General features: G+C 51.1%; 9 protein-coding genes. 7 read left to right on the top strand and 2 right to left on the bottom strand.

The annotated features are described in order from the left end of the window. The first annotated feature begins 49 nt into the window (after window positions 1-49). From rfaE2 to ptsP, 6 genes are all read left to right on the top strand, one after another. A complete protein-coding gene (gene rfaE2, locus AC56AD_RS13100; protein WP_012509236.1) occupies window positions 50-562 on the top strand; it encodes a D-glycero-beta-D-manno-heptose 1-phosphate adenylyltransferase in 513 nt (170 codons plus the stop codon). Further along, window positions 549-5084, top strand: coding sequence for a translocation/assembly module TamB domain-containing protein (locus AC56AD_RS13105; protein WP_012509237.1), 4536 nt, complete (start codon window positions 549-551; stop codon window positions 5082-5084). Before rfaE2 ends, AC56AD_RS13105 begins: the two co-directional genes overlap by 14 nt. Before the next feature lie 63 nt (window positions 5085-5147). Next, complete coding sequence (gene coaBC, locus AC56AD_RS13110; protein WP_041526906.1) at window positions 5148-6383, top strand: bifunctional phosphopantothenoylcysteine decarboxylase/phosphopantothenate--cysteine ligase CoaBC; 1236 nt, start codon at window positions 5148-5150, stop codon at window positions 6381-6383. A gap of 14 nt (window positions 6384-6397) precedes the next feature. Further along, window positions 6398-7009 carry a uracil-DNA glycosylase gene (locus AC56AD_RS13115; protein ID WP_012509239.1) on the top strand — a complete coding sequence of 204 codons (612 nt, stop codon included), beginning with the start codon at window positions 6398-6400 and terminating at the stop codon, window positions 7007-7009. 15 nt (window positions 7010-7024) lie between these two features. Then, window positions 7025-8548, top strand: coding sequence for a replicative DNA helicase (gene dnaB, locus AC56AD_RS13120; protein ID WP_012509240.1), 1524 nt, complete (start codon window positions 7025-7027; stop codon window positions 8546-8548). Window positions 8549-8557: 9 nt separating this feature from the next. Continuing rightward, window positions 8558-10342 (top strand): phosphoenolpyruvate--protein phosphotransferase, encoded by a 1785-nt coding sequence (gene ptsP / locus AC56AD_RS13125; protein ID WP_012509241.1) that lies wholly within the window; start codon window positions 8558-8560, stop codon window positions 10340-10342. On the opposite strand, the gene AC56AD_RS13130 is transcribed toward ptsP, so the two are convergent. Both AC56AD_RS13130 and AC56AD_RS13135 read right to left on the bottom strand, forming a co-directional pair. Next, on the bottom strand, window positions 10339-12456 hold the full coding sequence (locus tag AC56AD_RS13130; protein WP_012509242.1) for a peptidylprolyl isomerase: 2118 nt from the start codon (window positions 12454-12456) through the stop codon (window positions 10339-10341). The two genes, ptsP and AC56AD_RS13130, sit on opposite strands and share 4 nt — an antisense overlap. Before the next feature lie 25 nt (window positions 12457-12481). Then, window positions 12482-13144, bottom strand: coding sequence for a protein-L-isoaspartate(D-aspartate) O-methyltransferase (locus tag AC56AD_RS13135; RefSeq protein ID WP_012509243.1), 663 nt, complete (start codon window positions 13142-13144; stop codon window positions 12482-12484). A 91-nt stretch (window positions 13145-13235) separates the two neighbouring features. Here AC56AD_RS13135 and AC56AD_RS13140 point away from each other — a divergent pair, with 91 nt between their 5' ends. Then, window positions 13236-13814, top strand: a complete 579-nt coding sequence (locus AC56AD_RS13140; RefSeq protein ID WP_012509244.1) for a GIY-YIG nuclease family protein — start codon at window positions 13236-13238, stop codon at window positions 13812-13814. Window positions 13815-13821 lie beyond the last annotated feature (7 nt).

Genomic DNA, 13821 nt, shown 5'->3' on the forward strand with positions numbered 1-13821 from the left:
TTATCTTTTACAGCACTTGCCGTTCACGGCTGCAGATAACGTGACCATCATGACAGGATCCAGCAAGGTAATGAGCCCATGTGAGGCGCTTGAAAGAGTGCGGGCATGGCAGGCCTCGGGAAAAAAGGTTGTTTTTTCCAATGGCTGTTTTGATCTCCTTCATGCCGGGCATGTCGAGTATCTGACGGCGGCAAGGAAACTTGGCGATGTGCTGGTCATTGGCCTCAACAGCGACGCTTCGGTTCGTCGGCTCAAGGGGCCGAGTCGCCCGGTCTGCTGCGAAACCGACCGCGCTACGGTGCTCTCGGCCCTGGAGGTTGTTGATCTGCTCACCCTCTTTGATGAGGATACGCCTGAAGAGCTGATTGGCACGCTGCTGCCTGATATTCTGGTCAAGGGAGCCGACTGGGCCGTCGAGCGTATTGCTGGAGCGCGGGCGGTGCTTGAACATGGCGGGGCGGTGTTGACGCTTCCCTTGCTCGAAGGACGATCAACAAGCGGGATAATCGAAAAAATCATCCAGCTCTCCTCTCAATCGGCGCACTGCAGTGGAACAATTTAAACACTATAGCCTCAGAGTGCTGACAGCGTTTTCGGCACTTCTGCTTCTGCTGACGCTCACTTCGCTTATTGTGCTGAACAGCGGCATGGTTGACCGGTTTGCCAGGGAGCGGGTTATCGCTCTTTTTAATGAAAAATTTTATGGGCGCCTTGAGTTGCAGGAGCTGCACCTGAAGTTTCCAAACCATGTTACCCTTGTCAATCCGCGCGTTTATGGCCCGGGGGAGAGGCTGGCAGCTCTGGAAGCAAGGAGGATTTCACTCAAATTCAACATTCTTTCGCTCCTTCAGCCTGAAATCAGAAAAATATCTGTCCGTCGCCTGACGGCTGATTCCCTGAATGCACGGGTTGTTGAGGGAAAGAACGGGAAACTCAATCTTGAACTTGCGTTCAAATCCCGTGACCCTGATTCGACAAAGGGGCCACTCGATCGCATTTTCTGCAAAAACCTGCGCATCACCAACGGAAACCTCTCCTGGTACGGAGCGCAGGGCCGTTCAGGGAGTTTGCCGCTTGAGGTGAAGAGTATAACGGCTGAGCTCTCTTCCTTTACGGTCAAGAAAAAATTTCTGAACGGAACAATTGAAAAACTGCAGCTCGATATCCCCCGGCAGCATCTTTTTCTCCGACAGGCTTCAGGTAAATTTCTCTTTTCTGAAACCCGTTCGGAGCTGCTTGGCTTGAAGGTTGCTGCTAACAGAAGCCATGCGAAGCTCTCGGCCACGATTGATCATTTCAACATTTTTTCACCGCAAAGGAAAAAAGAGCTTGCCCTTGCCTCTTCGTTTCTCAATGTTGAGGAGCTTGCCTTGCAAAGCGATGACCTGAAGCTCTTCTACCCGCCTCTTGTTCTGCCTTCCGGGCTCTATACCTTCAAGGGAAATGCGCGGGGAAAAAAGGAGCATGTTGAGCTCCTCGATGCGCTTCTGACGCTCGACAAAAGCCGCCTGGCCGTCAAGGGTGAGTTGCTGAACCTCTACAACAGGAGCGCCTTTGCTTATGCGCTGCAATGCGACAGCTCAAAAATTGCGGCGCCTCTTGTTGAGTCGTTCCTGAAAGAGGCGCCCCTGAAGGAGATTGCCCACAAAATCGGCGACATTACCTTTCTTGGCAATGCAAAGGGTACCCTGCAAGCGGTCAAGGGGGAGATGACCACTCTCTCCCGGCTCGGAGAGCTCTCGCTGAGTGGCGAGGCCTCAGGGGTGGCGCCGGATGCTTTCACCACCAAAGGCACCTTTGCGTTGAAAGGGTGCAAGCCGCACCTCTTCCTGCAACCGGAGAGCGGAAAAAGCCTGCTGAACACCTCGGGCAGTTTTGAGGCTCAAGGAAGCAGCCGGGAGATCAGCCAGTTGGCGCTTGATATGCAACTGACGGACTCTTTCTGGCTGAATCAGCCCATTAAAGAGGGCTCCATCGTGGCAAAGTATGAGCGCCGGTTGCTCAATAGCTCTCTCTTTTTGCGTAATAATCTGACCACGCTCAATCTTGAGGGTGAGATCAACTGGAAGGAGGGGGTGCCGCACTACCAGGCTTCCGGTAAAAGCACAGCGCTTGATCTGTCGAAACTCTTTGCTCAAAAGGTGGTTACAACCGACCTGAACAGCCATTTTGCGGTGCAGGGGTCAGGATTTGATCCTGAGATGCTCAATATTGCAACCACGTTGCAGTTTTCACCCTCTTCCATTAACACGCTCCAACTGAAAGATCGTTCGAAAGTCTCTGTTGCCATTGTTCAGAATGCCACCTCTTCGCAAACGAGCATCAGAAGCGATTTTCTTGATCTGCTTGCTGAGGGGGATTATAGCTTTAAAGAGCTGATGGCTTTTGGTGATGTTGCCATGTCAGCCCTCAGACGGGAGATAGCGACACAAAATATCTGGCAGGCAGCTCCTCCTCTGCCTGTTACCGGAATAGAGAGGCTCCGGAAGGCTTTCACGGTCAAATACAGCGTCACGGCAAAGGATATCTCACCATTGGTGCTGCTCTTTCCTGTTCAGGGGCTTACCTTGCAGGGAAGCGCTGAGGGAATTGCTTCATACCGTAATGGCCAGTGTTCAATCGGCAGCACAATAAACCTCCGCAGGTTGCTCTCCCATGAGGATATGGCGGTTGAAAATCTCTCCATGAAGGCCGATCTGGTTTGCCAGGGCAACGGGGTTCCGAAAGCCTCTGTAACCGGCAGGGCTTCCTCTATCACCATCGCCGGTAAAAAAGCTGGTGAAACGACCTTTTCCGGCCTCTACACGCCATCGTCTCTTGCAGGTACCATTGAGCTTGCCATACCCGATCCTCTGCAAAGACTCTCAACAACATTTACCGTAACAAGAGGAAACCTCAACTATGACCTCCTCTTTTCGCGCCTCTCCCTGAAAGATCATACCGGTATCTGGCAGGCGGAGGAGAACTCACATCTCCTGATCGGAAAAAACGCTGCCCGCTTCAACCGTTTCACCATCGCCAAAGGTCAGCAGCGGGCCGTATTGGATGGCGAACTGAGCAACGTCCAGCCGGGCAGTTTTCAGTGCACGTTGTCTCATATGGAACTGAATGAACTGCAGCGATTTGCCCTTGATCCCTCTCTCGACAAACTTTCCGGAACCATCAATGGCTCTCTGCTGGTCAGTGGAAGCCCTGAGGCAAAAACAAGCAAGCTTACCCTGAACGGGCAGAATATCCGTTATGAAGAGATCATGATCGGTACCCTGCAGGCAACAATCATCCATAGCGGAAAGCAGCTTCGTTTCGACTTGCAAAGCCACATCCCGAAAGGTGACAGCAGCAGCGGAGAGGTAAAACCCTCCATGAACACTCTTGAAGGCAGCGGAACCATTCCTCTTGCCATCGGCTACTATCCCCTCTCTTTTCGTCTGACGGAACAGGCGCCCATCAGTGCATCGTTTCGTTCTGACAATCTTTCGGCACAGTTTCTTGAGTACCTGCTCCCCTTCTTTGAATCGGCAGAGGGTATTGTGCCGACAACACTCAAAATCGAGGGCAGAACACCGAAACCGGAGATCTATCTGAGCAGCCGCCTGAGCAATACCTTGATTAAAATAGCGCCCACGCAGGTCTCCTACCGCCTCAACGGCGAGATTTATGTCACCCCGAAAGCTGTTGAACTGCGCGAAATGACGCTGCATGACAACGGCAGTGGAGCGGGTGTCATCAATGGAGTGGTGCGACTTGAACAACTCAAACCAACGGGGCTGGAGCTCACGGGCCGATTGAACAGGCTCCTCCTGTACAATAAAAAAGACAAGGGAGATGAGACCTCGTTCGGCACCATCACCGGTTCTACCCGTAATATTGTGCTTCGCGGCACGCTCTCCGAACCCGTTATCGAAGGTGAGCTGAGGATTGATGCCGCTGATTTCTCACTCTACCGAACGGGAGCAAATGAGGGGACAAAGTATGTGGGTGTTGAAAAGTTTATTGAATTTATACCCCGATACCCTTCAGCAGCAGCTTTGGAGAGCAAAAACGGGACAAGAACAGCAGAACCTGCAGAGTTTTATCACTCTCTGATCGATATCCTGCAGATAAAAAACCTGCGGCTCAGCAGTAGTGAACCACTCAAGTATACGGTTATTTTTGATCGCCTCAGAGGCGAACAGCTTGAATCGTCCATCAACAACCTCTCACTGATGGTGAGTAAATACAACCAGCGCTATCAGCTCTTTGGTTCGGTCAATATTATTGGCGGCAAATACAAATTTTCCAACTCGAACTTTGATTTGCAGGATGGAGGAAGAATAAGCTGGAACAGTGTCGATATCCGGAACGGCGTGATGGATAATCTCTATGGCAGTAAATATGTAACCGCATCAAACCAGCAGAGCGGTGATCGCGATAATGTAAAACTGCTGCTTGCCATTACCGGTACACTGAATGAGCCTCAGATCGCCATGGGCTACTACCTTAATGAGCAGTCGCTGCCCTTTGCATCGCTCAACATGATCGGCGGGCAGACGAGCCAGATCGACCAGAACGCGGAGCTGAATGTTATCTCTCTGCTGCTCTCCAAACAGTGGTATGTCCGGCCGGGCAGCAGCCTGCAAAGCGGAAATCTTGCCGTTTCAACCGCTGGCCTCTCAGCCGGTACCGGAATTTTGTCGTCAAGGATTTCACGCTTCATTCAGGATATCGGTGGACTTGAAAGTTTCAATGTCAATGTTGGCGTCGATAAACGCGGCGCCTTGAGCGGACTCGACCTTTACCTTGCTCTCAGTGTTCCGGGTACGGGCGGAAAAGTGCGCTTTATCGGGACGGGAAGCTCTCCCGTCAGCGGGGAGTCAACTACTGCAGATTATTACGGTACGGCTCAGAAGATTGAGTACCGTATTACTCCAAAAGTCTCTCTTGAGGCCTCCCGTTCTTATGGGCAGAATGTCAGTACAACTTCGAACAGCAATCTGCAGAAGCCTGCCGAGACCTGGGGAGTGAGCCTCTCCTACAAAGAGCGTTTCCAAACCTGGGATCAATTCTGGAAACGCATCTTCCCCTCTTCCGACAAGAAGAGATAAATTCCTTTCGGTTTTTGTAAATTGGCGGAAAGAACCATTCAGCAACAAACTCCGGGGGTAACCATCTTGAGGGGAAAAAACATCATCGTTGGCATTTGCGGAGGCATTGCTGCCTATAAAATACCGCAATTGGTCAGGCTGTTAAAAAAACAGGGGGCCAACGTCAGGGTGGCGCTGACGGAGGGTGGCGCCCGTTTTGTGAGTGAACTCGCACTTGCAACCGTTTCGGAAGAGAGGGTCTATCGCAAAATCCTGCCCCCGCTGGAGGAGGAGGGGATGGATTTCACGCGCCATATCTCTCTTGGGGAGTGGGCCGATGCCCTTGTTATCGCACCGGCTACGGCAAATACGCTTGCAAGGCTTAGTGCAGGTCTTTGCGACGATATGCTTGCCGCTCTTTTTCTGACGCTTCGTCCAGCCAAACCGGTGCTGATTTTTCCGGCCATGGATGGCCAGATGTTTCTGTCACCCTCGGTACAGCGGAATATAGCAACCCTTGCAGCCCAGGGCTGCCTTGTCACCAACCCTGAAAGCGGTGAGCTTGCCTCAGGGCAGTGTGGCGTTGGCCGAATGCCCGAGCCCGAGGCCATCCTTGCCGCTCTTGAGGCGGCGCTGCACAACTCCGGAAGCTCTCCGCTTCAGGGAAAATCGGTCGTGATCACAGCAGGGCCAACTCGCGAAAAAATTGATGGCGTCCGTTTCATCTCCAACTACTCTTCGGGAAAAATGGGTTTTGCCATCGCTCGTGCTGCCGAAAAACGCGGAGCCCTCGTCACGCTCATTACCGGACCGGTTCATCTTCCTGCACCTCCCGGCGTAGAGCGTCTTGATGTTGAAAGCGCTCTGGAAATGAACGCTGCTGCCGAAGTTTTTTTCGGAAAATGCGACCTCTTTATCGGCGCGGCTGCCGTCTCCGACTATCGCCCCGCAACACCCATTGAGGGAAAAATTAAAAAGGGTGCTGAGAATATTGAGCTGACCCTTGTTAAAAATCCGGATATCCTTGCCGGATTTGGTCGGCAGAAAAGCTCCGCTCAGCTTGCGGTGGGATTTGCCCTTGAAACCCGCACAGGCCTGGATAATGCACGCAAAAAACTGGCAGAAAAAAATCTTGACCTTATTGCCTTTAATTACTTCGATCGCAAAAATTCGGGTTTTGATGTCGATACAAATATTCTTACCCTGATAGGATGCGATGGGATGACAACGGAGCTCCCTCTGCTGACCAAAGATGCTGCTGCTGAAAAACTTCTTGACGCCATAGAACAGCTTTGCCTCGAAAGAGCCCTTAACCTCTGAAATAATTGATCGTCATGCCACCTGTTTCATGTGTAGAAGAGCCAGCTTCATCATCGCAGGAGCTTGCTCTGCTCTTCGAAACTGCCAGGAAATGCAGAAAGTGCCAGCTTGCTGAAACAAGACTGAACTTTGTTTTTGGTGAGGGAGACCCTGCAGCAAAACTTGCCGTTATCGGCGAGGCTCCAGGAGCCGAAGAGGACGCTTCAGGCAGGCCCTTTGTTGGACGTTCAGGCCAGCTCCTCGATAAAATCCTGCAGGCTGCCGGATTCAATCGGCCAGAGGTCTATATTTGCAATATCCTGAAATGCCGCCCCCCCGGAAACCGTAACCCTTTACCGGATGAGATTGAGAACTGTATCCCCTGGCTTTTGGAACAGTTGCAGATAGTCAATCCAAAAGTGATTCTGATTCTCGGCAAGGTTGCGGCAAACACCATTTTTGAAAACAAGCTCTCTCTGGGCTCCATGAGAGGAAAGGCAATAAAATGGAAGGGGTATGACTGTTTTATTACCTATCATCCGGCGGCTTTGCTGCGTAACCCTGAGTGGAAAAGGGGATGCTGGGATGACATTCAATTGATGATGCGCCATTATGCGACAATCTGCTGCCAGAATAACTGTACCTGAACATTATCATAAACCATGATCAAGAAAGCGCCGCCTGCCATAGATTTCAGCAAGGATATCGATTTCAGCAAGGAGAGCCGTTTGCCTCCCTACTCAACGGAAATTGAGCAGGAGGTTCTTGCCTGTATTCTGCTTGAAGATGAGCCGATTGAACAGGTGATCCAGATTTTCGGCGATAACGGTGAGGAGGTCTTTTATGAGCGGCGCCACCAGATTATTTTCAAGGCGATGATGCAGCTCTACCATAAACGGCAGGCTCTCGACATTATTACAGTCAGCGAGGAGTTGCTGAAAATGAACGAGCTTGAGCCCGTCGGCGGACGCCACTACCTGGCTGAACTTTCGGGCAAGGTAATCAGCGCTGCAAATATTGAATATTATGCGCGTCTGGCAAAGGAGAAGTACCTGTACCGGCGCATGATCTCCATTTCGGCTAAAATTTCCGGTGTAGCCTACAGCTCATCGATGGATATTTTCGATCTTGTCGAACATGCCTCACAGCAGTTTTTCAATATCTCCCAGGCTGGTATCAAAAAGAAGGCATCGCTGATCAAGGAACTGATCAAAAATGGTATCCATATGCTTGAGAGCCTCAGGGCATCTCAATCTTCCGTCACTGGCGTTGGATCGGGATTTTCCGAGCTTGATCAGCTTACAGCCGGATTTCAGCCCTCCGACATGATTATCATTGCAGCAAGACCTTCGGCGGGAAAAACGGCGCTGGCGCTTGCTGTCGCCCGTAATGCTGCCGTGGATTTCGACACCCCGGTGCTTTTTTTCAGTCTTGAAATGGCTGAGGTACAGTTGGCCATCAGGCTTATGTGTGCTGAAGCCTATGTTGAGTCGCAGCTTGTCCGAACGGGCCGGATAACGCCTGAGATGATGGGCCGAATCATCAACAGCATGGACAAGCTCAATGAAGCGAAGCTTTTTATTGACGATACCGCCGGTATCTCCATTATGGAACTTGCCGCAAAAACCCGCAGGATGAAGCAGGAACACAATATTGGCATGGTTGTTGTTGATTACCTGCAGTTGGTCACACCGGTCAGGGATGGCAGAACAAACCGCGAACAGGAGATTGCACAGATATCCCGCTCGCTGAAGGCGCTGGCAAAGGAGCTGAATATTCCCGTCATCGCCCTGGCACAGCTCAACCGTTCTGTCGAACAGCGCTCAGGAGACCGCAGGCCTCAGCTCAGTGACCTCAGGGAGTCGGGCTCTATTGAACAGGATGCTGATGTGGTCATGTTCCTTTCCAGACCGGAAATGTATGGCAAACAGACTTTCGAGGATGGCTCATCGACAAAAGATGTGGTCGAAATAGTCATCGGCAAGCAGCGAAATGGCCCGATCGGAGATATACGATTGTTGTTCCTGAAAAATTATGGCCGTTTTCAATCCACAGCCAACAGCTATGTTACCGGTGGCGAAGGATCGACAGCTTCCGGAAATCAGGATCATCATACAGCCGCATTGCCGGAAGCAGGAAAATCAGTTATCACCCAGTTTATCTCTCAAGACGACGCACCTTTTTAAGCCGCCATTATGCCTGAAAATAAAGAACAACTGAACTCCGGATGCGAAACACCAAAGGAGGAGCCCACTGTGAAAAGTACCGAAACGACCTACACCGGAATTGGCGCATCGAGAGGAATTGCTGTCGGAGAGTGCTACAGCTTCGTCAAGGAGGAGAGTAATCATGAAATCAGGGAGCTGAATGACAAAAACACGGGTGAGGAGATTGAGCGTTTTCTCTCTGCCCTGCACCGGTCGGCACATGAACTGAAGAAAATTGAGCAGGTAACGATAAGAAAACTGGGAAAGGGCTACTCCAATCTCTTTGAGGCCCAGATCATGATACTGCAAGACCCGGTGCTGATTGATGCCATTGCCGGACGTATTCAATCAGAACACAAACCGGCGCATTTGGTCATTGAGGAGGAGTTCGATCAGTATCTTGAAAAATTCAAAAATTCCGACGACCTGATTTTCCAGGATCGGGCTGATGATCTGCACGATATCAAAAACCGGATTATCAGAAACCTGCACGTCAGAAAACTGCATTCATGGATACCTGAAGGGGTAATTGTTGCTTCAAACACTCTCTCCCCTGCTGATATCATTCTTTTAAGCCGCAGCAATATCAAGGGATTTATCACCGATACAGGGGGGAAAACTTCGCATATCGCCCTGATATGCCGCTCTCTGAACATTCCCATCATTGTCGGGCTTGGCAATATCTCCCAGAAGGTATCGACCGGAATGCCGATGATCATTGATGGAACGACGGGAACCGTGATTACGAATCCTGAGGAAGAGACTCTTGCTCGCTACCTCAGAAAAAATGAGGAGGCTCAAAAAAGTGATGCCGACAGCTCCCTGATGGCCGCGCTTCCTGCTACAACAAAGTGCGGTGTCAGAATCACCTTTTATGCCAATATTGACTTCAAGGAGGAGTTGCAGGCTCTGACTGCTGCCGGCGCTGAGGGAGTGGGGCTGTTCAGAAGCGAAAATCTCTTTACCGAGGGAACAAAAGTTCCCAAGGAGTCTGAACAGTACCATTATTACCGGGAAATGGCTGAGGAGATTGCTCCGATGCCTCTTGATATCCGCCTCTTTGATATTGGGGGTGACAAGCTGATGTACTCTCCGGTCAAGGAACAAAATCCGAACCTCGGCTGGAGGGGTATCCGGATCCTGATTGATCTGCCGGAAATACTTGATGCACAGATCCGGGCTGTCATCCGGGCTAATGTCCATGGAAACCTTGATATCCTCATTCCCATGATCATCTCGGTCGATGAGGTACTTAAAGTAAGGGCAATTGTCGATCGCCACTATGCGGAGCTTTCCAGTGAGTGTAATTCGCAGGTTGAAAAACCGGGTATCGGCGCAATGATCGAGGTACCTGCGGCGGTCGAACTCATTGATGAAATAACGCGGTGTGTTGACTTCATCAGTATCGGCACCAATGACCTGACGCAGTACACGCTTGCCGTGGACCGCAACAACGTTATCGTGCAGGATCTCTTTGAAAAATTTCATCCGGCGATTGTCCGCCAACTGCACCGGGTGATAGCAGTTGCCCACAAAAACCATTGCAAGGCGATGATTTGCGGCGATATGGGTTCCGACCATCTCGCCCTGCCTTTTCTGCTGGGCTGTGGACTCAGAAAATTCAGTGTTGTCGCTTCGGATATTCCGAAACTCAAATCACTGGTGTCGCGCTACTCCATTGCTGAAACGGAAGCACTCGCACGCGAGTGCCTCACGTTTGGCAGCTCAGCCGAAATCAAAGCCTGCATGGAGGCTTTCGAGGCAGCTCATTAATTCGAGATTCGGCCCCAGGGATCGATAACTTTCTTGCGCAATGATGCAATATACTCCGCAAAGAGCTGCTCCTGTTTTGCCCGGAGCAGTTGGGGGGCTATAGCGCTTTTTTCAGCCTTTCTGTTCAGCCCTGCGGGAACTGTTTTACTCGACAACAACACAAGCGCGGCACCATCGCTGGTTTTCAGTGGAGCCGAGAGCTTTCCGGGAACAAGAGCCGACATGCCTTCCACCAGGGAACGGTCAACACCATAGCCGGGGATTGCGCCGTTGCTCCACCGGATACTGTCGGCCACCACAACCTTCACTCCGGCATGGGATGCCGCTATCTTTTCAAGCGTCACTCCAGGCACCGCTGCCATTGCTGCAAGTTTTTTCTCCAGCAGAGCCTCCTTTTTCTTCCGCACCAATTCGGCTGTAATCCTTGCTTTCAGCTCCTTGTCAAGCAGACGATATCCGGTATCATTCTTGCCGGTCAGACGCATGACATAAAAACCTTTTTCCGTTTCAAGAACATCCGAAAGGTCACCCTCTTTTGCCTTGAATGCAAATGTTGTCACCGCTTCTCTGTAGCCAATCTGGGGAATCGGCATATGCTTGTTGAAGTCGCCGGTCTTGCCGATGGGCAGCTTTGCGCTGGCAGCGCTCTTGTCGAAGCCCTTCTCAGTGGCATTAATCTGAAATGCCGTTGCAAGACGCCGTCCGCTGTCGACCGTCTCCGTCGATGGCCTGATGTTGCGCACAATCTCGGAGCAGAGGGCGGCTTGCGTATCAAAACCGGTCACCTTGATAATATGCAGGCCAAACTGGGTCTGAACAGGTCCGATGACCGAACCGGGACGCGCACCAAAAACTGCTGCCGCGAATTGCGGTACCATCCGCTCCTTGCTGAACCATCCGATATCGCCTCCATTAAGTGCGCTGACAGGGTCGGCAGAATATTTTTTCGCCAGAGCATCAAAAGGAGTACCTGCCTGAAGCTGTTTGAAAATAAGCGCTGAAAGCTGGCTCACTCGCGCGACATCTTCACGACTGGCCGGGTTGAAGTGCAAGAGAATGTGCGACGCCCTCGCAACCAGCGGAGCGGATGCGGAAATTTGCCGGATCTTGATCAGACGGTATTCACCCCGGTCGGCTATCGGACCAACAATGGTTCCCGGCTTGAAATTTGGGGAATTAAAAAAGACATCACCTGCTGCCGGTGAAAAATCGGCACGGCTGTACACTTTATTGATCCCTGCAGGACGATCACTCTGCACTTTGACATAGTCGCTGTCATTGACCGATGCGGAAAACTCGGCACGAATGGTTTCAAGTTCAGTGCGAACAGCAAGACTGTCTTTTGATGAAGGAATCAGAGGGAAGAAGACAAAATCTGCTTTTCTTGAATAAAATTGCTTTAAAAGCTCTTTATGTTCGTCGTAATACTTTTTGATCTCTTCTTCCTTTACCGGAAAGTTACTGTCAGGCCCCGCAAAGCTCAGGGGAAAGGGGATAAAGGAGGCTGAAAAGAGGGAATACTGCCGATTGACAATATCGTCAAGCTCCCTGTCGGTGACATGGACAAAGGTCTGAAGAGCCCTGAGCAGCTTGTTCACCTCAAGTTCACGACGGACAATTTTTTCGATCTGCAGCCATAACTCCTTGTTGCGAGGGTCACGACGGATACTTTCGAGTTTGGCTCGATCAACGGCTCCTGTGGCTGGATTGGTGAAATTCTGGCGAATCACCTGGGGGGGGTTGGTGGCGCTGCCCAGGGCATCAACGACCTCCTGATCCTGAACGGTGATACCAAATTTTTTGAGCTGCTGGTCGAGGAGGGTCTGTTCAACCACCGTATTCCATGCCTGCTCCTGAAACTCGAGTTCGTTCTCCGGCATCACTTCAGCTCCCGGATTGCTTCTCCGGAAATTCTCGGTTACCGCCTTGTATATCTCCTCATACTGGCTGTAGGGAATAACCTTCCCGTTGACCTCACCGGCCTGATTCTGTTTCGTACCGCTGTTTCCGGTAAAATCCATACCCCATTCGAAGACAATCAGCGCAAGAAACGCTGCCAACAGGGTGTAGAGTATAATATGAGTTTTATCCCGCAAGCTGGACATTACAGCCATAAATCATCCCTTCTTTAAGATTTTGTTAAAAAACAGTGTCGTCCCAACCTTCCCTGCCAACCAGCGGCACAAACACAAAGCGCTCAAAAAGTTCTCTTTTGAACTCGCCCTCCTCTCTCTTGATAACCGTCATCTGCTGTGCATCACTGCCGCCAACAGGGATAATCATACAGCCGTTTTCGGCAAGCTGCTGCAGAAGCGACTCCGGCGCTTTCGGAGCGCCTGCCGTTACCACAATGCCATCAAAAGGGGCCTCATCCTTCCAGCCAAGCGTTCCGTCGCCAAAACGGCAGGCTATATGCAGACCAAGCCTCGAAAACCGCTGTTGCGCACGCTCATACAAAGCAACTATCCGTTCTACACTAAAAACAGAATATCCGAGGGCATCAAGAATTGCTGCCTGATAACCCGATCCTGTACCAATTTCAAGCACCTTGCCCGAGGGAGAACGCTCAACAAGCAAGCTGGTCATGAAGGCAACCGTATAGGGCTGGGAAATGGTTTGCCCGAACCCGACAGGATAAGCGCCATCATTGTAGGCTGCATCCCAGGCTTCGACTTCAAAAAAGAGATGACGCGGCACCTCCAGAAACGCTTTGAGCACCCGCTGGTTAGTGATACCATAGCGTTTCAGGGTTTCAACCATCTCCCTGCGCCTGAAGTCCAGAAGTTTTTTCCCCTCTTGCATCGATAAAAAGAGAACCCGTTGAATTGTATCTTGCAATCCACCAGACAACCTTCCTGAATGGCTAATATTGCATCAAAAAGAACAAAAAACAATGTCCACAGAGCAGTTTACCATTTTTGGCAGTAAATACCGCTCAGGCTCCTATATCCTCCTGATCCATCTCTCATGCACGCTGCATCTTGCATTCGGCAGGTTTCAGCAGGGAAAACCCTTCACCTTGCCAGAGGGCGACTATCTTTATATCGGTTCCGCTTTGGGCAACAATCAGAATGGGTCTCCGCTTGCAAGGCGACTTATCCGCCATGCATCACGATCAGGGGGAAAAGCGCCCCATGCCATCCAGGCTGCAATGATTAAACTCTTTTCTGAAGGGCATTTCACCGGAAATGGCGCCATTGAAGCCACAGACAAAAAACTGCGCTGGCATATCGACTATCTTCTTGATCACAAAGAGGCGGAAATCGACCATGTCGTCATTATCCGCAACCCGCTGAGAGTGGAGGAACGGCTGGCGGAGTTTCTTGAATCCCTCCCTGAAACCGCTCTCATTGCGCCGCGCCTTGGTGCACAGGATACCCGAAACAGCTCTCACCTTTTGCGGATCACCAATCGTGAACGGATACTTGAACTGCTCCGGCAATCTCTGCCGGAAATGGTGTGCAGCGGGTAACGAACGC

It is taken from the genome of Pelodictyon clathratiforme (genome assembly GCF_982375515.1).

Coding starts and splice junctions, on each gene's coding strand:
- AC56AD_RS13135 (WP_012509243.1), bottom strand. CDS start 13,144: ATGCAAGAGGGGAAAAAACTTCTGGACTTCAGGCGCAGGGAGATGGTT.
- AC56AD_RS13140 (WP_012509244.1), top strand. CDS start 13,236: ATGTCCACAGAGCAGTTTACCATTTTTGGCAGTAAATACCGCTCAGGC.
- dnaB (WP_012509240.1), top strand. CDS start 7,025: ATGATCAAGAAAGCGCCGCCTGCCATAGATTTCAGCAAGGATATCGAT.
- ptsP (WP_012509241.1), top strand. CDS start 8,558: ATGCCTGAAAATAAAGAACAACTGAACTCCGGATGCGAAACACCAAAG.
- rfaE2 (WP_012509236.1), top strand. CDS start 50: ATGACAGGATCCAGCAAGGTAATGAGCCCATGTGAGGCGCTTGAAAGA.
- AC56AD_RS13130 (WP_012509242.1), bottom strand. CDS start 12,456: ATGGCTGTAATGTCCAGCTTGCGGGATAAAACTCATATTATACTCTAC.
- AC56AD_RS13115 (WP_012509239.1), top strand. CDS start 6,398: ATGCCACCTGTTTCATGTGTAGAAGAGCCAGCTTCATCATCGCAGGAG.